Here is a 20,852-nt window from a genome sequence, read left to right as displayed (position 1 = left end):
TGTGTGCCGCAGGCACGCCACTGGGTCAGGCCCCAGCGCGCTCCGAGGTGACATCGTGGCGATAGATCCAGTCGTATTGCGCCATCATCCGCCCCGGCGCGAGTGCCGATCCCAGGCGCAACCCCAAATGCGCCGCCGCCCGCAAGGGTGGTGTACTCAGGTGGTATTTCCAAGCGTTCTTTGAAGCAGTGTCGACCACCTTGCGCACCCGCCCTTCGCGACGGCGCTGATAGGCGACGAGGCCTGACGGCACGTCTTGCGCTGCAGCCAGTTCCTCGGCCAGAACCCAGGCATCCTCCATTGCCATCACTGCGCCCTGCGCCATGAAAGGCAGGGTCGGATGCGCCGCGTCTCCAAGCAGGGCAACATTGCCACGTTGCCAGACAGGGGCCACCGGATGCCGGAACAATCCCCAGCGCCGCACATGTTCCACCGCTTCCAGAAGCGCAGGCACATCCCCGCCGAAATCGGCAAACACCGCGCGCAGGTTGTCCGGGTCGTCCGCGATATGCCAGCCTTCCTCGGCCCAAGCGGCCCGTTCCTGAACCGCCACGATATTCACCAGTTCGCCGCCGCGCAGAGGATAGCTGACCACGTGACGGTGCGGTCCCATATGCACCTGCGCCACGGGGCCGTGCCCCATCGTATTGGGCACTGTCGCCCGCCAGGCGACCTGTCGCGTGAAAAACGGTGCCACCGTGCCATTCAGGGCCGCGCGCGCCCTGCTGTGCAACCCGTCGGCCCCCACCAGCAACGACGCCTTCACTTCGGAGCCATTTGCCAGATGCGCCACCGGCGCGTCTCCGGGCAGGATGTCCTGCACTTTCTGCAACAGGAAAACCTTGATTCCGGCATCGCGTACGGCGTCCGCCAACAGGTCGATCAGGTCGGCACGATGCACAAAGTAATACCCGGCGGCCTCTCCAAGGCGTCCCAGGTCCAGCCGCGTGACCAGACGTCCCCCGGCATAGTCGCGCAGTTCGACCGCCTGCGCGCGCACCGCTTTTTCCGCTAGCCGTTCTTCCAGCCCCAGCTTGCGCAGCACCGCCACACCGTTCGGGCTGACCTGCAATCCGGCCCCGACTTCGGTGATCGCGTCGGCCTGTTCCAGCACGCTGACCCGCGCGCCCTGCCGGTGCAGGGTCAACGCCGCGGTCAGACCGCCGATCCCGGCGCCGATCACCTTGGTTTTCAAGTCGTTCAATTCCATGCGCGACCTATGAAACGAAAAACGCCGGGACAAAAGCCCCGGCGCGATGTTTTTTTTCTTCATGCCCTGCGGTTTAGTCGTCGCGGTGCACTTTTTCGCGCCGTTCATGACGTTCCTGCGCCTCAAGGCTCATGGTTGCGATCGGACGTGCGTCCAGCCGCTTGAGGCTGATCGGCTCGCCGGTCACTTCACAATAGCCATACTCGCCCTCGTCGATCCGGCGCAGGGCCGAGTCGATCTTGAGCACCAGTTTGCGCTGACGGTCCCGGGTGCGCAGTTCCAGCGCCCGGTCGGTCTCTTCGCTGGCGCGGTCGGCCACGTCGGGGATATTGCGGGTGCTGTCCTGCAATCCTTCGATCGTGTCCCGGCTGCCTGCCAGCAGCTCTTCGCGCCAGGCCAGCAATTTGCGGCGGAAATATTCCACCTGGCGTTCGTTCATGAATGGTTCGTCTTCTGCGGGACGATAATCGTCGGGCAGGAAAAATTCTGCTTTCATTTCTGCTCCCTCATCGTGGTCAACGTCCATTGCGGTAGAATTCTCAGACATCGGACCCCCCTTCTCTGCGCCTGCCAATACTCGTTCGCCGTGGGATTGTCACTACCTCTTAACCCCGCATTGCGGACAAAATATGTCTAATGTAGGGTGCCGCTCGAATTAGCGAACGCGCGGGGAAACTTCATGAAATTCGAAGGCACCAAGGAATACGTGGCAACCGAGGACCTCACGGTGGCCGTCAACGCGGCCGTGGCGCTGGAACGCCCCCTTCTGGTCAAGGGCGAACCGGGCACCGGCAAGACCGAATTGGCCCGCCAGGTGGCAGACGCGCTCGGGCTGCGCATGATCGAGTGGAACATCAAATCCACGACCAAGGCGCAGCAGGGGCTCTATGAATATGATGCGGTTTCTCGCCTGCGCGACAGCCAGCTTGGCGACGAGCGGGTGCATGACATTTCCAACTACATCAAGCGCGGTAAGCTTTGGGAAGCCTTTGAGTCGGATGAAAAGGTTGTTCTGTTGATCGACGAGATCGACAAGGCGGATATCGAATTCCCCAACGACCTCTTGCAGGAACTCGACAAGATGGAGTTCCACGTCTACGAAACCGGTCAGACCATCCGGGCCAAGCAACGCCCGATCATGATCATCACCTCGAACAATGAAAAAGAACTTCCCGACGCCTTCCTGCGCCGCTGTTTCTTCCACTACATCCGATTCCCCGATGCCGACACGATGAAAAAAATCGTCGAGGTGCATCATCCGGGTATCAAGGAACAGCTGCTGACCACCGCGCTCACCCAATTCTACGAAATCCGCGACATGGCGGGGCTCAAGAAAAAGCCCTCGACCTCCGAAGTTCTGGACTGGCTGAAACTGCTGCTGGCCGAGGATATGGACCCTGCGGATCTCAAGCGCGACGGCGTGAATGCCCTGCCCAAACTGCACGGGGCCCTGCTCAAGAACGAGCAGGACGTGCATCTATTCGAACGCCTCGCGTTCATGGCGCGGTCCGGGCGCTAGGGTCCACGTAGCAGGATCGCATCTTCGGGGCGCGATATGCCCCGAGGCCACCGCGCCTTCACCGCGCAACTGCCGAACCTGCTCCAAAATCTTGCCCCAAAGCCCCCATATGCTAGGCTGACTTACCCGAGCACAAGGAATGCGACATGGCCGACCCCCAGACCAAGATTCGCCCGCTGACCCATGCTGACGAATCCGACTGGCGCCGCCTGTGGACCGGCTACCTCGCCTATTACGAAACCACCGTGCCGGAAGAGGTCTACGCCGCCACCTTTGCCCGCCTTCTGGGCGACGACCCGCAGGATTTCAACTGCCTCGTTGCGGAACAGGATGGCACGCTTGTCGGGCTCACCCACTTCCTGTTCCACCGCCACGCATGGAAGATCGAAAATACATGTTATCTTCAGGACTTATACGCCGATCCTGAAGTGCGCGGTACGGGTATCGGCCGCAAACTGATCGAGGCTGTCTATGCCGCCGCCGATGCCGAGGGCGCACCGTCGGTCTATTGGCTGACGCAGGATTTCAATACCACCGCCCGCCAGCTTTATGACCGCGTGGGCAAACTCACCCCCTTCATCCGGTACAACCGCCCGTGAAGCTGCGCTTTCTTTTCCCGGTCCTGCTGACCCTTGGCGCCTGCATGTCCACCGGCAATGTCGACACGCCCACCCGTGCCGCCATCTCGGACACGACCCTGCCCCCGATGAAGAGCTTCGCGACGCCCCAGCCGGCGCCGCCCGCGCGCTCCAATCGCGACATTGCCCGCGACTTCCTTGATCTCAGCTTCGAACTGGAAAGCGGGCGCAGCCTTGACACCCTCACCCGCTTTGAAGGCCCGATCACCCTGCGCGTCACCGGCAAGGCCCCGCCCGCCATGATGCCCGACCTCCAGCGCCTGATCACGCGTCTGCGGACCGAGGCGCGTATCGACATCCGCCTCGTGCGAGACGCCTCTGCCAAAATCACCATTCAGGCCGTATCGCGCCGCGAGATCCGCAAGGCCCTGCCCCAGGCGGCCTGTTTCGTGGTCCCCAATATCTCCAGCCTGTCGCAATACCGCTCGGCCCGGCGCAACGCCTCGACCAACTGGGCTCTACTGGAAAGCCGAGAAAAAATCGCGATTTTCGTGCCCAACGACGCCAGCCCGCAGGAAACCCGCGATTGTCTGCACGAGGAACTGGCGCAGGCGCTTGGCCCTCTCAACGACCTTTATCGCCTGCCCGACAGCGTCTTCAACGATGACAACATCCACGCCGTTCTGACCGGTTTCGACATGACGGTCCTGCGCGCCTATTACGACCCCTCCCTGAAAAACGGCATGACCCGCGATCAGGTCGCCGCCCGTCTGCCCGCCATCCTTGCGCGCATCAACCCGCGCGGTGAACACCTGTCGTCGCGCTACCTTCCTTCCACGCCCCGCGCATGGATCGACGCCGTGCAAACCGCGCTTGGCCCCGGCACACCGCCCGCCAACCGCCGCGCGGCAGCGCGCCGCGCCCTGCAGATCGCCCAGCAGCAGGGCTGGCAGGATCACCGTCTCGGCTTCTCCCACTACGCGCTTGGTCGCCTCATGCAGTCCCAGGACGGCAACGCCGCCCACGCCCATTTCCTCAGCGCAGACCGCGCCTATGCCCGCGTGACCCAGTTCGGACCGCACCGCGCTTTCGTCGCCACGCAACTGGCCGCACATGCGCTCTCGTCTGGGCGCACCCAAGAGGCGCTCAACCTGATCGCCCCCCAGCTCCCGCCCGCCGCGCAATACGAAAACGCGGCCCTGCTTTCAACACTCATGCTTTTGCGCGCCGAGGCGCTTGATGTGCAGGGCAAGCTGGACGAGGCCGGCGCCGTGCGGCTGGACAGTCTGGGCTGGGCACGTTACGGATTTGGTCCGGATTGGGCGGTACGCTCCAAGCTGCGTGAAATATCCGCGCTCAGTCCGCTGAACAGGAGATTCTGAGGCGCATGTTCGTACTAATCGGAGCCCTTCTCGGGGCCATAATCGGCGGTGGCCTTGCCAAAAAACGCGGCGGCAAACGGCTTGATATCCTTCAATATGCTGCGATCTATGCCATCGCTTTCGCGATCCTTGGCCTCTTCGTGACCATCTTCATTCACCGGATGAGTGTGTAAACCCATGTTCCTGCGCTTCTTCGAAAACCTACGATCCGGTGGCGTGCCTGTCTCGCTGCGCGAGTTTCTGGGGTTCCTCGAAGGCTTGCGCGCCGGGTTGGCCACCTATGATGTCGAGGCGTTCTATTACCTTGCTCGCACCATCATGGTGAAGGATGAGCGCAATATCGACAAGTTCGACCGCGCCTTTGCCGCAACGTTCGAGGGCCTTGGCGAGATCACCATGGAGCAGGTTCTCGAAGCCGTCGACATTCCCGAGGAATGGCTGCGCAAGATGGCCGAGAAACACCTGTCCCCCGAGGAAATGGCCGAGATTGAATCGCTTGGCGGGTTCGACAAGCTCATGGAAACCCTCAAAGAGCGGCTCAAGGAACAGGAAGGCCGCCACCAGGGCGGCAACAAGTGGATCGGCACCGCGGGCACTTCGCCCTTCGGCGCCTATGGCTACAATCCCGAGGGCGTGCGCATCGGCCAGAAAGAAAGCCGCCACCAGCGCGCGGTCAAGGTCTGGGACAAGCGCGAGTTCAGGAACTTCGACGACACCGTCGAACTGGGCACCCGCAATATCAAGGTGGCGCTCAAACGCCTGCGCCGCTGGGCGCGCGAAGGCGCCAACGAAGAACTCGACCTTAACGGCACCATCCGCGCCACCGCCGAACACGGTTACCTCGACGTGAAAACCCGCCCCGAGCGGCACAATGCGGTCAAGGTCCTTCTGTTTCTCGACGTCGGCGGTTCGATGGACCCCTACATCAAGGTGGTCGAAGAGCTGTTCTCGGCCGCGCGAGCGGAATTCAAGCACCTCGAATACTTCTACTTCCACAACTGCCTTTACGAGGGCGTGTGGCGCGACAACCGGCGCCGCTGGAATGCCCAAACCCCGACACACGAAGTTCTGCGCACCTACGGCCCGGATTACAAATGCATCTTCGTTGGTGACGCCTCCATGTCTCCCTACGAGATCGCCTATCCCGGCGGTGCCAATGAACACTGGAACGCGGAACCCGGTCAGGTCTGGCTGGAACGTGCGCGGGCTCAGTGGAACTCGAACCTCTGGATCAACCCGATCCCGGAAAAGCACTGGGGCTATACCCGCTCAATCCAGATGATCCGCGAGATATTCGAAGACCGCATGGTCCCGATGACCTTGCAGGGGCTGGAACAGGGTATGCGCGACCTGACGCGCTAACCCTTTGATCCGATAACAATACCGACGTAATACCGACACGATACCGACGTGTTACCGATCGCGGTTTTTTGCGGTTTTTCTTGCTCCAAACGCGCGCTGCGGTTTCAGTGGTTCCAACCACAGGAGCCCCAGCAATGCCGCATCACTTCAGCGAAGAAGAATACACCTCCCGGCAGTCCCGCGCCCGCTCGGCTTTGACCGAAAACGGTCTCGACGCAATCCTGCTCTTTGCCCCGGAAAGCCACTATTGGCTGACAGGCTATGACACGTTCGGATTTGCCATGTTTCAATGCATGGTCATGACGTCGAAGGGTGAAACTCACCTCCTGACCCGCGCTCCGGATCGTCTGCAGGCCCTGCAAACATCAACCCTTGCCCCGGATGAAATCCACGTTTGGATTGATCGGGAAGGTGTTGATCCTATTGAGTATTTATCGCGACTTCTCGACGACCTCGGGGTCAGATCGGGCACGCTTGGTGTTGAATCCCGCACCGCTGGCCTGACCGATTATTGGGGCCAGCGCTTGCGCGCATCCCTGCTCGATTTGCAGGACGCATCCGACATTTTCCCCGATCTGCGCCGCCACAAATCCGATGCCGAGGTTGCCATGCATCGCCGCGCCGCCGCCCTGTCTGATGACGCTTTGGATGCCGCAATTGCCCTGACGAAACCCGGCGCGTTCGAGGGTGACATCCTTGCCGCAATGCAGGGCGCCGTTCTTGCTGGCGGTGGCGATTATGCGGGCAATGAGTTCATCCTCGGGTCCGGTCCCGCCGCCCTTCTCTGTCGCTCCAAGTCTGGCCGCCAACATCTTGATAAAAATGACCAAATGACAATCGAATGGTCCGGCGCATACGCCCGGTACCATGCCGCGATGATGCAAACCCTGATCATCGGAACGCCCACCGACCAGCATCGCAAGATGCACGCTGCTGCCGAAGAAGCCCTGAACGCCTGCGAAGCCGCCATCCGCCCCGGCGCCCCCATGGGCGATGTCTTCGAGGCCCACGCAAACGTGTTCGACGCCCATGGTTTGCACCATGCCCGCCTCAACGCCTGCGGTTATGGCATGGGGGCGGTCTTTGCGCCGATCTGGGTCGACTTCCCGATGTTTTACGAAGGAAACCCCACCATCATGTTGGAAAATCAAGTCTTTTTCCTGCACATGATACTGATGGACGCGAATTCGGGCAATGCCATGTGCCTGGGCCATTCGGTTCTGGTGCGCGCCGATGGCTGTGAACGGCTCAGCCGCCATACCCCCGACCTGGTCACCTGCTAGCGCTTGCTCCGCGCCTTATCATACCCCATATCTGGAGCATGTTGCGCTTTGCCCCGATCCTGATTGCCATCGTCTATGGCCTGCTCCTGTTCCGCTTCTCTGCGTGGCGCACTGCCCGCGAACTCGATGCGCGCTCCACAGAGCTGGCCGACCCGCAACTGGTTCCCCTGATCAGGCAAATGGCCCAGGCGCTCGATCTGCCCCGCATCCGTGTGCATATCTACGAGATCGAACCGGTGAATGGCCTCGCCGCCCCGGACGGGCGCATTTTCATAACCCGTGGATTTTACAACAGATATCGCGCCGGAGAGGTCACCGCACCCGAACTTGCCAGCGTCATCGCCCATGAATTGGGCCATGTCGCGCTGGGTCATTCCCGGCGCCGCATGATCGACTTTTCCGGCCAGAACGCCCTGCGCACCGCGCTTGCCATGGTGCTCTCCCGCTTCCTGCCCGGCATCGGCCCGCTGATCGCGAACTCTGTCATGTCACTTCTGATGGCGCGTCTCTCACGTGGTGACGAATACGAAGCCGACAGCTATGCCGCCGCTCTTTTGACCAAGTCGGGTATCGGCACCGGGCCACAGAAGTCCTTGTTTCGCAAACTGGAAGACCTGACCCAATCCGGCGCCGCCCCGATGCCCGCATGGTTGCTGAGCCATCCGAAAACCCCCGAACGCATTGCCGCGATAGAGGAACTCGAACGGAAATGGGGCCTCTCCACGCCCTAGCCCTGTGTCCCGTTCCCGAGAAAGCTGCGCGCCTCTTCCGCCGTTTCGAAGATATGCGCCCCCCGGCCGCGCTCGAACACGTCGCCCAGCTTCATTCGCATGAAAGCAGAGCTGGAATACCGCGTGACCTGCCCGTAAAACCTGTCTTCCAATGCGTTCACCATGGCGCCATAGGCGTCTTCAACCTCCGGGTCGATCCGCGCCCCGTCATAGTTGGCAATCACGTCCACACGATGCCCAAGCGGTCCACATACCTCTTCTACACGGCGGCGGATCATCTCGACCTCCCTGAGTGACCTCAAGCGCAACTTGCCGAAATTGATGAACAGGACCCGCGCTGCCCCATCAAGCGCGATACGGTCCGCCAGATCGAGATGCAACAGGTCCACACGCAGTTCCATCGGCTCGGATTTGAAGATCCGCGCATCCATCTCCACCGGATCGCGCAGGATGGGGCGAAAGCCCATGTGATCAAGGATGTCGCGCTCGATATCCATGCCCGGCGCAACCTCGGTCAGTTCCACCCCTTCAGGCTTCAGCGAAAAGACACAGCGCTCGGTCACATAGAGTACGGGCTTGCCCAGCCGGGCCGCCCGCGCCCCTGAAAACGTGACCTGCTCGACCTGTTCAAGAAACTTTGCAACCTTGCCTTCGCTCCGGATTTCAAGTGCTCCATCCTTGACGCCAACATCCAGACCCACGGAGGTGAACGTACCCGCGAACACAACGGCTTGCGCGTTTTGACTAATGTTGATGAAACCGCCGGCACCGGCCAGCCGCGGCCCAAAACGTGACACGTTCACCGCACCGTCTGCACCAACCTCGGCCATGCCCAGAATGGCCAGGTCCAGCCCGCCCCCATCATAAAGATCAAACTGCTGGTTTTGTGCGACGATGGCGTCGGTATTGATGGCCGCCCCGAAATCCAATCCCGAAGCAGGCTGACCGCCGATCACACCCGGTTCTGCCGTCAACGTCAGGTGATCGAGTAGTTTTTCTTCGCTGGCAACGGCGGCCACCCCTTCGGGCATGCCGATCCCGAGGTTCACGATCCCCCCGACCGGCAATTCAAAGGCGGCACGCCGCGCAATGATCTTGCGCGCGGTCAGCGGCATGTCGCCTGCGCCATCGCCCTCGACGCGGAACTCCCCGGCAAATGCATGATTGTAAGGTGTGGCATAGGTCTGCATGTGGTCTTCGGGCGATGCCACGACCACCGCATCGACAAGCGCACCGGGAATTTCCACGTCCCGTGGGTTGAGCGCCCCACGCGCCGCGATCCGCTCGACCTGCACGATGACCACCCCGCCCGAGTTCTTGACGGCCATCGCCTGGGCCAGATTGTCGATGGTCAGGGCCTCCCGCTCCATCGTGACATTGCCTGCCGGATCGGCGGTAGACCCCCGCAACAATGCCACCTGGATGGGCCGCGCCGCATAAAACAAAGCCTCTTCACCGCCCACATCCATCAGCCGCACCACCTCTTCGGTGCTGATGTCATTGACCCTTCCACCCTGCAATCGTGGATCGACGAAGGTCTCAAGCCCTACATGGGTCAGCGTGCCGGGCTTGCCCGCCGCGATGTCACGGAACATGTGACTGATCACGCCCTGCGGCAGGTTCCAGCCCTCGATTTCACCCGCAACGGCCAGTGCGGCGACCTTGGGGATCAACCCCCAATGCCCGCCAATCACCCGCCTGAGCAGCCCCTTGTGCCCAAGACGGTTCAACCCACGCTCCTTGCCATCGCCCTGTCCGGCTGCAAACATCAACGTCAGGTCGCGTGGCGCACCGCTGTCCACAAATCGTGCCTCCAGCGCCTTGAGAAGCGCCTCGGGCACGCCGATACCGACAAAACCTGATGTGGTGATGGTGTCCCCATCCGAAACCAGCCGCGCGGCGGCCTCGGCTGAAATGATCTTGTTGGGCATGGTGCGGGTTCCTCCAGACCCCAGCCTTGCCAAGTCCGCCGCGTAAAGCAATCCCGTAGAACTCCGCGATCCGGGCAGCGCCTATCAGGCGATCCCGCCCAAATGAAAACCCCGCCAAATGGCGGGGCTTCACGAACCTAGATCTTGAATATCGGCTGCAACATGCGCGGTATCAGGCTGTTGAAGCGCAGCGGCGCATCGGTCGCCGCAAGGCAGATACAGGGCGGCCCGGTATCGGCCACCGGCGTGTGTTCAAGGTCTTCATCCCCGATTTCGACATCGCCCACACCGAACCGGCCTGTCTCATCGCTGAAACTGCCCTGCAGGACAAGGGTAAGCTCCAGCCCATTGTGACTGTGATCCGGCACCGCCCGCCCCCCGGGAATATGCAAAAGCCGCACGGACCCGGCATCGCTCGTTTCAAGAATGCATTGCTTCACGCCCATCCCTAGCGATTTCCAGCGTGGCGGACGCCCCTTCAAAGCCTCCATGACCGGCCCCGGATACACTCCCGATCGCCTGACCGGCGCCGGTTCCGGGTCAAACGGCGCATCCAGAAGCGCCAGCACACTTGCCTTGAGGTCTTTTTCAACGGGGGCCTTGACCATCTCGTCAAGCACCACCCCGCCCGCTGCCTCGTGGGCCTCAAGCGTAGCACGGCAAGTGTCACACATTGAAATATGGGTCGCGACCACCAGCGCATAGGGGCGCGGCAGGCTGCCCGCGGCATAGGCCGCCATCAGCGGCTCCGGGATATGATGACTGATCGCGCTCATTCTGCACGCATTCCTTTTAACTCGTGACGCAGTTTGTCCAGACCCAGCCGGATACGGGACTTGATCGTCCCGAGGGGCAAACCGGTTTTTTCACTCAACTCGCGATGCGACAACTCCCCGAGATAGGCCGCCTCGATCATTTCACGCTGAGCAGGCTTCAGACGCGCCAAAGCCTCTTTCAACTGTTTCGCTTCCTGCTCCATGCCAAGCACCTGGCTCGCATCCGGCTCGGCATCCGGCTCCTGTGCCAGTTCTTCCGGCATGGGACGACTTTCCTTACGGATTACGTCGATATGACGATTGCGCGCGATCTGGAAAATCCAGGCCGATACCTGCGCACGCTGCGGATCGAACATGGCCGCCTTGCGCCAAACCGTCAGCATGACATCCTGCACGATCTCGTCGGCCTGACCATGCCCGCACCCCTTGCGCATCAGCATGCCTTTCACACGTGGCGCGTAGTAATCGAACAGCGCTCCAAATGCGGCCCTGTCCTGACGGTCACGCACGGCCAGCATCCACGACGTCTGCTCCGTGTAGGATGAACTAGTTGGCAACGTCACGTTCCGACGTTCCCCGCGGGAGACCGCACGGCACGCTGCCGCGGAAGGTGCGTCATTTTCCAAAGGTTTAGTGTCATGGCTCAGTGTCAGCATACCCACTCTACGGACGCAACAAAAACCCGGATCATTTTTTGATCTGCCCTGAAATAAGGCCCGTAAACACCTTGATCAACGAGCGGAGTTTCCATGTCTTTCGACGCCCTTTCCTTTCAGCCGCAGCGCATTGCCATCGTTGGCGGCGGTATTTCCGGTCTCGCCGCGGCATATCTTCTGGCGCCACACCACGCGGTCACGCTTTTCGAAGCGGCGCCGCGCCTTGGAGGGCACGCTCGCACCGTGATGGCGGGGCGCAATGGGGATCAGCCCGTAGATACAGGGTTCATCGTGTTCAACTACGCGAACTATCCGCACCTGACGCGGATGTTTTCCGATCTCGACGTTCCGGTGATCAAGTCGGACATGACCTTTGGCGCATCGGTTGACAATGGCCGCGTCGAGTATTCTGTTCAATCGCTCGGAGCTTTGGTCGCACAGCGCCGCAACCTTGCGCGCCCCGGTTTCTTGCGGATGGTGCGCGACATCCTCCGTTTCAATGCCTGCGCCGAAGAACTGGCCCGCGATGATCTGACACCGTTGGGCGACCTCATGGATGAACTGGGCACCGGGGAATGGTTCCAGCGCTATTACCTCACACCACTTTGCGGGGCCATCTGGTCCACTCCGACAGATCGCATCCGTCAGTTCCCAGCGCAGGCACTGGTGCGCTTTTTTCGCAATCACTCCCTCTTGTCCGCGCGCGAGCAACATCAATGGTGGACGGTCAAGGGCGGCTCGATCGAGTATGTCAGCCGCCTAACCCACCACTTGCGCGGGCGCGGCGCGGCGCTGCGTCCCGGAACGCCGGTGACGTCTGTCAGACGTGGGCCCGACGGTGTATCCGTGTCGACCCGCGCTGGCGAACCCGAACAGTTCGATCAGGTAATCATGGCTTGCCATTCCGACCAGGCCCTCACCCTTTTGTCTGATGCCAACGCTGCGGAACGGGCCGCGCTATCACCGCTCAGATACCAGGACAACGAAATCTTCCTGCACCGCGATTCCCGCCAGATGCCCAAGCGGCGCAGCGTGTGGTCAAGCTGGGTCTACAAGGCGGACACCACGAAACCGGAACCCGCCATTGGCGTGACCTACTGGATGAACCGCCTGCAAAGCATTCCGGAAACCGATCCCATGTTTATCTCGCTCAACCCATCCGATCCGATCCCGGACGAGATGGTCTATGACCACAATACGTTCCGCCACCCGGTCTTCGATACCGACGCGATACGGGCGCAAGGCGCGTTGCACGCGCTGCAGGGCCGGAACAGGACATGGTTCGCTGGCGCCTATACCCGCCACGGCTTTCATGAAGACGGCTTTGCAAGCGCGGTCCGCGTCGTACGTCAGATGGACGAAATGGACCAGACACACAGGCTCCTGGCATGAATGTCTGGCCCGAACACGTTCGCGGCGTCACGACCCACACGCGCCGTGGTTCCATCAGGAACAGCTTTCGCTACGGCGTGGATTTCGTGCTGATTGATCCGGACAGCAGCGCCGGCCCGTGGCTTTTCGGGCGCAACCGCCCCGGACTGATCTCGGTTCAGGACCGTGCCCATGGCGGCGCGCTCGGTGCCGGGCGCGGCGCGGCATGGGCACGCGACGCGCTCAAGCTGCGCGGTCTTGCACCGGACAGCTACGAGTTGCGCCTCCTGACACAGCCGGGCTTTCTCGGACATGTCTTCAACCCGGTCAGCTTCTGGCTGGCCATGAAGGGGGACAATCTCATCGCTGTCATCTCCGAAGTATCTACCCCATTCAAGGACCGCCACTCCTACCTGACCCACCTGCCCGAATTTGCCCCGATCGCACCTTCCGACACACCGCGGGCGACCAAACGCATGCATGTCTCCCCGTTTCAGGACGTCGCCGGAGACTACACGTTTTCCTTTTCGATCCAACCGGACCGGATCGCCATCCGCATCCTGTTCCGTAACGGCCCTGAAGGCGTCGTCGCAACGCTTTGCGGTACGCGTCGCCGCCTCTCCAACCGAGCCATCCTTGGCGCAACGCTGCGGCGGCCATTCGGCACCATCCGCACCGTTGCCCTGATCCACTGGCAGGCGTTGAAACTCAAACTCAAGGGCGCCCTCTGGCGCCCCCGCCCGACCCCTCCGTCCGAGGAAATCTCCTGATGTCCATCTTCACCAAACACCGCAAGACCCGATTTCTGAACAACTGCGCTTCCATCTCTGACGGCGCACTGCGACTGACAACTCCGGAAGGCGATCGGTTCGACTTCGGCCAGGGCAGCAACGCAGCCGAGATGCATGTCTACGACTGGTCCGCCATCACATCGCGCTCGCTCGGGCGCACCTTTTCGGCTGGACTCTGGGACAGCCCCGACCTGCCCGCGTTGACACATGTTCTGTTGGCGAACCCGCATGCCTTCCGGACAAAGTTCCAAGCCAGCCCGAAGATCCCGAATGGCCTGGACAACGAGTTTTTCCAACCTTGGCTCGACCCCGGGATGAGTTTCACCTCCGCACTTTTTGCGCCTGGCGACACGGATCTCGCGCGCGCTCAAAAACGCAACCACGATCGAATACTGGGCATGCTAGCACCGGGAACGCGTCTTTTGGACGTTGGGTGCGCTTGGGGTGCAATGGCCGAACATGCGGCGAACGTCGGACATGAGGTGACCGGATTGACCCAATCGGCCGCCCAAAAAGGGTACGCCGACGCACGGCTTGACGGGCGGGCCGACATCCGCCGTCAGGATCCCCTGCGCGAAACCGCCATCTACGACAATATCGTTTCGCTGGAACAGCTCAACAGCCTGTCGCCCCGCATTTGGGGCCGCTATTTGGCGTCTCTCCGTTCGCGTCTTGCCAAGGGTGGGCGCATTGTCCTGCAGGTGGTGACCGCACCTCAGGCCACACTTAACACGCCCAGCCAAGCGCACCTGAACGGGATGATCCATGCCGCTGGCCTGCAGGTGCGCCACAGCTTCGCCTTCGCAGACAGCTACGCCCGTACCGCGGCGGACTGGCAGGATCGTTTGGCGGCACAATCGGCGCGCCTGTCCCACCTGGGGTTTGATCTGGAGTTACAGCGCGAATGGCGCTTCGCGCTGGCGACGCGGTCCGCGCGCTTCCGAACCGGCCAGAATGATGTGGTGCAGCTTGCCCTGTCTCACCGCGCTTCGGCCCGTAGCTCATGAGGATGACCATGTCTTTCTTCTGGATAATCGCAGTTGTACTGATCGTTGCAATCGTGCTGATCGGACGCACAAAGATCGGCTTTGCCGCGCAGGACCCTGCGCATTACGCCGACTCCAGCCCGGCCTTTGAACTGAACAACCACTTGAATGGCCCGATCCTCTGCGAAGGCGTCATCTACGGGCCACTCGGGCACGTGGCCAGCCGTTTCGTCGCCCGGATGCAGGGTAACTGGTCCAGTGAATCGGGGACGCTCGACGAACACTTTACTTACTCCACCGGAAACACGCAGTCCCGACAATGGCAGCTGGTTCTTGGCGAAAACGGGCGTTTCACAGCCACAGCCGATGACGTGATTGGCACGGCCGAGGGCATCGTGAGCGGCGCGTCCGTTCGCATGACCTATCGAATTCGCCTTACCGAAGAAGCCGGCGGTCATGTGCTGTCAGTCACCGACTGGCTCTATCTCACCGAGAACGGCACCATCATCAACCGCTCGCAAATGCGCAAATTCGGCATAAAGGTCGCGGAACTCGTCGCCACCATGCGCCCCGATCCGTCCGAACAGCAATCAGTGCGCGCCGCCGAATGAAACTTCATGGAAAAACCTATTGGATTGTCGGCGCATCCGAAGGGCTTGGGCGCGCGCTGGCGACCGGCCTTTCGCGCGAAGGCGCCCATCTTATCTTGTCCGCCCGCAACGCCGAAAAGCTCTCGGACCTTGCGGCGCGTTTGCCGAGCGCAGAGGCGTGTCCGCTCGATGTCACCGACCCGTCCTCGGCGCGGGACAAATGGATGACAGCTATCCGGGGCAATAGACTGCCGGACGGGGTGATTTATTGTGCCGGGGCCTATGATCCGATGACGGCGCAGTCTTGGGACACTGAGGCGGTGGAGCAGATGGTCCAGGTCAACTTCACCGGTGCGCTGCGCGTTCTCGGCAACCTGGTGCCTGCCATGATCCGGCGCGGTGAGGGTCATATCGTCCTCATCGGCTCCCTCGCAGGTCATCGCGGCCTGCCCGGCGCGATCGGGTATGGGGCGTCGAAAGCCGCGCTGATGCATCTGGGCGAGAACCTCCGTGCCGACCTGCGCGGCACGGGCGTTCGCGTTCAATGTCTGAACCCGGGCTTCATCCGTACCCGCCTAACAGACAAGAACAGCTTCGAAATGCCCATGCTCATGTCGCCGGAAAAGGCTGCAAACCACTGTGTTCGGGCCATGAAAACGCGCAGGTTCTCAACCTCGTTTCCTGCGCCCTTTTCATGGCTTTTCACCATCGGGCGGTATTTGCCCCTGTCGTGGTTCCAAGCGCTGTTTCGCCACGGAAGCTGACGCCAATACCGACGCAATACCGACGTTTTACCGACGCGAAACCGACCGGTGTTTTCCGTAAAAAATACGGTTCGAAATTCCGAGAAACCGTGGTGCGGGTGGAGGGACTTGAACCCCCACGCCTCGCGGCGCCAGAACCTAAATTGGGCGAAGTTCTCAGACGCTCAAACACTTGGCGGAAAAGTTTCGCAGGACATAGGCAGAACGCCTTGTGAACCTGCGAAACGCCAGATCGGGGATAAACCAAAGAAAAACCCCGACGCGCTGGCGGGCGCAATCGGGGCTCAATGCTCTTGGAAAAGCATCCTGTGTGATCAGGAGGTTATCACGCCTCGGGCCGCCCCCGCAACCTTTGTGACGACTGGAGGGTGCCATGGCTGACCTCAACCGTTACGAATGGCTCAAGGCCGTGCTCCAGCTGCCCGAGGTGGCCGCATCGACGAAGAACGTCGCAGCCGCCTTGGCGATTGAATTTGCCAATGATGAGACGGGCAAGATTTGCCCCGCGCTGCCGACTTTGGCGGAATATCTGAAGCTGTCTATTGCGACGATCAAGCGGGCGATCCGCGAACTGGTCTCTTTGGGCTGGCTGAATCGCACTGAGGGGCGTGGGGCCGGAAACTTCACCCGCTACCTGCTGAAATCCCCCTGCAAGATCATTCCGTTCCGTCACCGCAAAAAGAGTTCGTCACTGAGCCTTCAGGCGCAGGAAAAGGGGTCATCCGTGAGCGAAAAAGGGGTCAGGGGTGAGCCTTCCTATAAAGAACAATCCTTTGAACAAAAAAGCGCGGGCGGGCCGGATCGGCGGGATGGCAAGCCATCCGCCCCGCCGCGCGCAGGCTCTGCCCCCGTCTTTGTTGCGCAGTCTTCATGGGCTGGGAAATGCTGGCGAGAGTTTTGCAGTGACATGTTTGGCCGCGACCTGAATCGGCTGGTCGAGGAGATTATGTGGGACGGGAAGAGAGGGCATTTCTTGCCTTGTGCTGAGCCACCGTGGCGGCGTGCGGATTGGCCTGCGTTTCGGACAGACCTTCTGGCCGCCGGTTTTGGGCAGCCCCAATCGAGGGCCGCAGCATGAGTGGGGGCGGTTTCAAATCCTTCGTCCGCGCAGCGAATGTGAAGGCGGGATCGACGGGGAAAACGTCGATGGGCGGGATCGAAGCCCATGCCAAGCGGCTCGACAAGACCTCGTTGCTGCGCCGTGTCCGTGAGCTTGACCCCTTGGCATGGTCGAAGATGGGATCGGGTATCAACGCGGGCGGTTGCGACCTCTGGGATGCCTTCAAGCGGCGCAAAGAAGAGACCGGCGCGGTTGAACGCGGTGGCGCGTCCTTGGCCCTGCACATGCTGGTGGGCGTGTCGCGGGAGTGGCTGGAAGAGGACGGGCGCGATGCGCATTCGGCTCAGAACGACCGGATCCAGCGGCTGTTCGATGAAGCCAAGGCGTGGGCGGAAAGCTGGGCGGGCGAAGGCTCGGTCATTCACACGCGCTTTGATCTCGACGAGCAAGGCAGCGGCAATGTCGATCTGGTGGTCGTGCCGGTGCGTATGCAGCGCCGCAAGTCCCGCAAGAACGCGGCGGCAAAAGAGGTGCTGACGATCTCGACGCGGATGGCGAAGGAAGAGCTGCGCAAGGCGATGAAGGCCAAGAATTCCGGTCAGGCGATGCAGTCGAGCTGGAATGCGTGGTGCAAGGACCGCCTCGATCTGCGGATCGAACGGGGCAAAAGTTCGGATCAAACCCGCCGCAAACACATCCATGCCGATATTCTGCGCGCAGAGGGGGACAAGCAGCGGGCCGCGCATCAGGCGGCCATGGCGGCGGTGGAGGTTGAGAAGCAGGACGCTGCCGCGCGGGCAGAGGCCGAAGCCAAGGCCGCAAGCGAGGCGCTGTTCCTCTGGGCTAAGGCGGCCAGTGGCCCCTATCACGGGCTGCTGCTGGAATATCTGAGCGAGGCCGAAGAACAGGCCTATGACCTGCATCGCATGGTCGTGGGGCGCTATCGCGGGGCGCTGCGGGCGGAACGCGATGGGCGGCTTTACCCCGAGCAAAGCCGCTTTCTGTCGGAACTGCGCAATGCCGAACCGGACCCCGATCGCTATGTCGCGGCGGCCCTGACCGAGGAGACCAGCGGCGCGGGTATCGGCCTCGACATGATCGAGCGAATTTCGGAGCTGATGCGGCGGCTGTTGCAGCGCATCGTTCAGGCTGTCGATGCGCATCTGTTGCGCTATTGGACGCGCGAGGATGGCGGGCATAAATGGGATGTGACCACCGCGCGGCTGTGCTTGGGTTCCGCAGAACTGGTTGATCTGGAAGCGCGGACGGAGCGCGAGGCCGAAGAATTGCGAGCGGCGGAACCTGTCTATCGGCGCTTGGTCGATCGTGTGCGGGAGCTTGATGTATGATTTGCGGTGCGGCGTAAAATGTGAAAATTTACGTTGAGGCGTAATTCGTTTTGATTTACGCTTTGCCGTAAAAGGAGCCGCATCATGGACCTCTCAGCCAGAACTGCCGAACAGATCGGTGAAGCGATCCGGCGCGCGCGCAAGGCGCGTGGCTGGACGCAGGGCGATATCAGCGCGCGCACCAATCTGCGCGTGGCGACGATTTCGTCGCTGGAAAACGGCGATGCGGGCACCAAGCTGGCGACGCTTTTGGCCGTGATGGCCGCGCTCGGGCTGGAGTTCCGGCTGGTCGAACGTGGCGGCTCGGTCGAGATTGAGGACATCTTCTGATGGCGAAACGCGGGCGCAGCGGCACAATGCAAGTGCTTCTGAATGGGCGGCTGGTGGGGCATCTGCGCCTTGCCAGCTCCGGCGCGATCAGCTTTGCCTATGATCCGGGTTGGCTGGCGTGGGAACATGCCATGCCGATCTCACTGTCGCTGCCCCTGCGCGAGGAGGCACATCAGGGCGCGCCGGTCATCGCCTATCTGGAAAACCTGCTGCCTGACAATCAGGCGATCCGCGAGCGTGTGGCGGCGCGGGTGCGCGCGGGTGGCACCGATGCGTGGCACATGCTTGAAAAGATCGGGCGCGACTGCGTGGGGGCATTGCAATTCGTCTCAGGCGAGGTGCCGGAGGCGGGCGGGCTGGAGGGTGAGCCGGTGACGGACGCCCAGATCGCCGCCCTGCTGCGCAATCTGGCGAGCGCCCCGCTTGGCCTCGACGAGGACGAAGATTTCCGCATTTCCATTGCGGGCGCGCAGGAGAAAACCGCGCTCTTGCGCCACAACGGCGAATGGGTCCGGCCCTCGGGTATGACGCCCACGACCCATATCCTGAAAACCCAGCTTGGCGTGCTGCCGAACGGGATCAACCTGTCGGACAGCGTGGAAAACGAATTCTTCTGTATGAACTTCTGCCGCGCCATGGGCGCGGATGTGGCCGAGGTCGAGATCGTCGATTTCGAGGAGGTGCGCAGCCTTGTAGTGACACGGTTTGACCGGCGCTGGACCGCTGACGGGCGCTTGATCCGCCTGCCGCAGGAGGATTTTTGTCAGGCGCTTTCGGTACCGCCCAGCCAGAAATACCAGATGGACGGCGGGCCGGGGATTACCGAGGGCATCGGCCTTTTGGCGGGCAGCGATGATGCACTGGCCGATCAGCGCGCCTTCTTTCGCGCACAGGTGCTGTTCTGGCTCTTGGGCGCGACGGACGGCCATGCCAAGAATTTTAGCATCGCGCTGCGCCCCGGCGGCTTCCGAATGACGCCGCTCTATGATGTGCTGAGCGCGCAAAAGGCAGTCGATGGCGGGCAGATCCGCCAGAACCGGATGCGCCTCGCCATGGCGGTGGACGGGCATTATCGGATCAACGAGGTGGTGCCGCGTCACTTCCTGCAAGCCGCCAAGGCGGCGGGGTTCGGCGTGGCGCTGGCGGAAGAGGTGTTGACTGATGTTGCGGGGCGCGTTGAGGGGGCGCTGGAAGAAACGGCTGCCCGGATGCCTCAGAACTTTCCCGAAGATTTGGTGCAGACCATCGCGCAAGGCGTGAAGCAGCGTGCCAAATCTCTCCAGATCGAGGAAGGGCTCGGCGCGGAATGAAGAAGCTCGAACTCCCTAACGGTATTGTGTTGGAAGAGATAGAAGAAGGGCTTCTCGTGCGGCAAGGGGATGAGGCCTATGTCGCGCGTGATTGGTGCCTGACGGCACCTGTGATCGAGCTGGTGGAGAACGCAATGGCGGCAGGCCTGCACAGGATGATCCGCACCGATCACCCGCGCCGCAATGCGCGCTGGCCGAACCGGCGCGGTGTCGTCTATCTGGCATTCTCGCCATCAGAGCATCAGCAGTGGGCCTTGGCCATAGACACGATCCGGCCTGCAAGCGGCGACTTTGGCCATGGGGTGTTCAACGGTAAGTATCACGAGCAGTTCATGGCAGTCGGGCTGCCCTTCACTTTCGAAAAACGGAACAAAGGCGCCGGGCACTTGGTTGTCGCGCGCGAGCATGTCTTGCCGACCCTTACGGCCCTGCGCGGATTTGACCATCGGGTGCTCGATTTGGGTCGCACCGAGCGTAGTCATGCCGGTTTTACCACCGAATACGACATTCAGCGGGCCATCCTGAACCAATGGGCTGAAACGCCATTCGCCACCCGTCATGCAGTCGTGCAGGACGAATACCCCGTGGATGGCGGGCTGAACTCCCGCCGGATCGATGTGCTGGCGCAGGATCCGCAATCGGGCGACTGGCTGGTGATCGAGATCAAACGAGCCGAAGCCAATGCGGATGCCGTGCGGCAGGTCGAAGATTACCTGCTGGCACTGGGTCAGAAGGACGAATTTGCCTTTGGCAAACTTGACGGCGTGCTGATCGCTGAGCGTATATCGGCGACAGTGCGTGAGGCAGCACAACGCGCAGGGATCGCTGCATATGAGATCGAATGGCCTGTGATTCTGCGCCGGGTGGCATAGC

General features: G+C 61.6%; 22 protein-coding genes. 16 read left to right on the top strand and 6 right to left on the bottom strand.

What is annotated here, in order from left to right; translation table 11 throughout:
• Positions 1-25 precede the first annotated feature (25 nt).
• On the bottom strand, positions 26-1,210 hold the full coding sequence (locus ACS3QZ_RS03230) for an FAD-dependent oxidoreductase (RefSeq protein WP_456036542.1): 1,185 nt from the start codon (positions 1,208-1,210) through the stop codon (positions 26-28).
• Positions 1,211-1,283: 73 nt separating this feature from the next.
• Positions 1,284-1,706 (bottom strand): RNA polymerase-binding protein DksA, encoded by a 423-nt coding sequence (gene dksA / locus ACS3QZ_RS03225; protein ID WP_456036541.1) that lies wholly within the window; start codon positions 1,704-1,706, stop codon positions 1,284-1,286.
• A 183-nt stretch (positions 1,707-1,889) separates the two neighbouring features.
• Here dksA and ACS3QZ_RS03220 point away from each other — a divergent pair, with 183 nt between their 5' ends.
• The 3 genes from ACS3QZ_RS03220 (at position 1,890) to ACS3QZ_RS03210 (ending at position 4,689) form a co-directional block, all read left to right on the top strand.
• Positions 1,890-2,729 (top strand): AAA family ATPase, encoded by an 840-nt coding sequence (locus ACS3QZ_RS03220; protein ID WP_093093990.1) that lies wholly within the window; start codon positions 1,890-1,892, stop codon positions 2,727-2,729.
• Between the two features lie 146 nt (positions 2,730-2,875).
• On the top strand, positions 2,876-3,328 hold the full coding sequence (locus tag ACS3QZ_RS03215; RefSeq protein WP_456036540.1) for a GNAT family N-acetyltransferase: 453 nt from the start codon (positions 2,876-2,878) through the stop codon (positions 3,326-3,328).
• A gap of 44 nt (positions 3,329-3,372) precedes the next feature.
• Complete coding sequence (locus tag ACS3QZ_RS03210) at positions 3,373-4,689, top strand: DUF2927 domain-containing protein (protein ID WP_456039300.1); 1,317 nt, start codon at positions 3,373-3,375, stop codon at positions 4,687-4,689.
• A gap of 14 nt (positions 4,690-4,703) precedes the next feature.
• On the opposite strand, the gene ACS3QZ_RS03205 is transcribed toward ACS3QZ_RS03210, so the two are convergent.
• Positions 4,704-4,868 (bottom strand): hypothetical protein, encoded by a 165-nt coding sequence (locus ACS3QZ_RS03205; RefSeq protein WP_456036539.1) that lies wholly within the window; start codon positions 4,866-4,868, stop codon positions 4,704-4,706.
• On the opposite strand from ACS3QZ_RS03205, the gene ACS3QZ_RS03200 reads away from it, so the two are divergent.
• From ACS3QZ_RS03200 to ACS3QZ_RS03190, 3 genes are all read left to right on the top strand, one after another.
• Complete coding sequence (locus ACS3QZ_RS03200; RefSeq protein WP_456036538.1) at positions 4,867-6,051, top strand: vWA domain-containing protein; 1,185 nt, start codon at positions 4,867-4,869, stop codon at positions 6,049-6,051. The two genes, ACS3QZ_RS03205 and ACS3QZ_RS03200, sit on opposite strands and share 2 nt — an antisense overlap.
• 134 nt (positions 6,052-6,185) lie before the next feature.
• On the top strand, positions 6,186-7,334 hold the full coding sequence (locus ACS3QZ_RS03195; protein ID WP_456036537.1) for a M24 family metallopeptidase: 1,149 nt from the start codon (positions 6,186-6,188) through the stop codon (positions 7,332-7,334).
• 38 nt (positions 7,335-7,372) lie between these two features.
• A complete protein-coding gene (locus ACS3QZ_RS03190) occupies positions 7,373-8,065 on the top strand; it encodes a M48 family metallopeptidase (RefSeq protein WP_456036536.1) in 693 nt (230 codons plus the stop codon).
• Here ACS3QZ_RS03190 and ACS3QZ_RS03185 read toward each other — a convergent pair.
• The 3 genes from ACS3QZ_RS03185 to ACS3QZ_RS03175 all read right to left on the bottom strand — a co-directional run bounded on the left by ACS3QZ_RS03185 (position 8,062) and on the right by ACS3QZ_RS03175 (position 11,428).
• The gene (locus tag ACS3QZ_RS03185; RefSeq protein WP_456036535.1) at positions 8,062-9,996 is read right to left on the bottom strand and encodes an acyl CoA:acetate/3-ketoacid CoA transferase; all 1,935 of its coding nucleotides are present in this window, start codon (positions 9,994-9,996) and stop codon (positions 8,062-8,064) included. The two genes, ACS3QZ_RS03190 and ACS3QZ_RS03185, sit on opposite strands and share 4 nt — an antisense overlap.
• Positions 9,997-10,133: 137 nt before the next feature.
• Positions 10,134-10,772 (bottom strand): ChrR family anti-sigma-E factor, encoded by a 639-nt coding sequence (locus ACS3QZ_RS03180; protein WP_456036534.1) that lies wholly within the window; start codon positions 10,770-10,772, stop codon positions 10,134-10,136.
• Positions 10,769-11,428: a sigma-70 family RNA polymerase sigma factor gene (locus ACS3QZ_RS03175; RefSeq protein ID WP_456036533.1), complete on the bottom strand. Its 660-nt coding sequence runs from the start codon at positions 11,426-11,428 to the stop codon at positions 10,769-10,771. The genes ACS3QZ_RS03180 and ACS3QZ_RS03175 overlap by 4 nt, the downstream gene beginning before the upstream one ends.
• A 93-nt stretch (positions 11,429-11,521) precedes the next feature.
• On the opposite strand from ACS3QZ_RS03175, the gene ACS3QZ_RS03170 reads away from it, so the two are divergent.
• The 10 genes from ACS3QZ_RS03170 (at position 11,522) to ACS3QZ_RS03125 (ending at position 20,851) form a co-directional block, all read left to right on the top strand.
• On the top strand, positions 11,522-12,820 hold the full coding sequence (locus tag ACS3QZ_RS03170; RefSeq protein ID WP_456036532.1) for an NAD(P)/FAD-dependent oxidoreductase: 1,299 nt from the start codon (positions 11,522-11,524) through the stop codon (positions 12,818-12,820).
• Positions 12,817-13,569, top strand: coding sequence for a DUF1365 domain-containing protein (locus ACS3QZ_RS03165; protein ID WP_456036531.1), 753 nt, complete (start codon positions 12,817-12,819; stop codon positions 13,567-13,569). Before ACS3QZ_RS03170 ends, ACS3QZ_RS03165 begins: the two co-directional genes overlap by 4 nt.
• Positions 13,569-14,597 carry a cyclopropane-fatty-acyl-phospholipid synthase family protein gene (locus ACS3QZ_RS03160; RefSeq protein WP_456036530.1) on the top strand — a complete coding sequence of 343 codons (1,029 nt, stop codon included), beginning with the start codon at positions 13,569-13,571 and terminating at the stop codon, positions 14,595-14,597. Before ACS3QZ_RS03165 ends, ACS3QZ_RS03160 begins: the two co-directional genes overlap by 1 nt.
• 8 nt (positions 14,598-14,605) lie before the next feature.
• The gene (locus tag ACS3QZ_RS03155; protein ID WP_456036529.1) at positions 14,606-15,187 is read left to right on the top strand and encodes a DUF3833 domain-containing protein; all 582 of its coding nucleotides are present in this window, start codon (positions 14,606-14,608) and stop codon (positions 15,185-15,187) included.
• Entirely contained in the window at positions 15,184-15,930 is a 747-nt protein-coding gene (locus tag ACS3QZ_RS03150; RefSeq protein ID WP_456036528.1) for an SDR family NAD(P)-dependent oxidoreductase, read from the top strand. The genes ACS3QZ_RS03155 and ACS3QZ_RS03150 overlap by 4 nt, the downstream gene beginning before the upstream one ends.
• A 373-nt stretch (positions 15,931-16,303) precedes the next feature.
• Positions 16,304-17,008 (top strand): helix-turn-helix domain-containing protein, encoded by a 705-nt coding sequence (locus tag ACS3QZ_RS03145; protein WP_456036527.1) that lies wholly within the window; start codon positions 16,304-16,306, stop codon positions 17,006-17,008.
• Positions 17,009-17,076: 68 nt separating this feature from the next.
• Positions 17,077-18,339 carry a plasmid recombination protein gene (locus ACS3QZ_RS03140; RefSeq protein ID WP_456036526.1) on the top strand — a complete coding sequence of 421 codons (1,263 nt, stop codon included), beginning with the start codon at positions 17,077-17,079 and terminating at the stop codon, positions 18,337-18,339.
• An 84-nt stretch (positions 18,340-18,423) separates the two neighbouring features.
• Positions 18,424-18,669: a helix-turn-helix domain-containing protein gene (locus ACS3QZ_RS03135; RefSeq protein WP_287262640.1), complete on the top strand. Its 246-nt coding sequence runs from the start codon at positions 18,424-18,426 to the stop codon at positions 18,667-18,669.
• A complete protein-coding gene (locus ACS3QZ_RS03130) occupies positions 18,669-19,979 on the top strand; it encodes a type II toxin-antitoxin system HipA family toxin (RefSeq protein WP_456036525.1) in 1,311 nt (436 codons plus the stop codon). Before ACS3QZ_RS03135 ends, ACS3QZ_RS03130 begins: the two co-directional genes overlap by 1 nt.
• Entirely contained in the window at positions 19,976-20,851 is an 876-nt protein-coding gene (locus ACS3QZ_RS03125) for an endonuclease NucS domain-containing protein (protein WP_456036524.1), read from the top strand. The genes ACS3QZ_RS03130 and ACS3QZ_RS03125 overlap by 4 nt, the downstream gene beginning before the upstream one ends.
• Position 20,852: the final 1 nt, after the last annotated feature.

This window comes from Shimia sp. W99 (assembly GCF_053851455.3).
The sequence above is the reverse complement of the archived record's forward strand: the minus strand, read 5'-3'. Positions and strand labels throughout refer to the sequence as shown.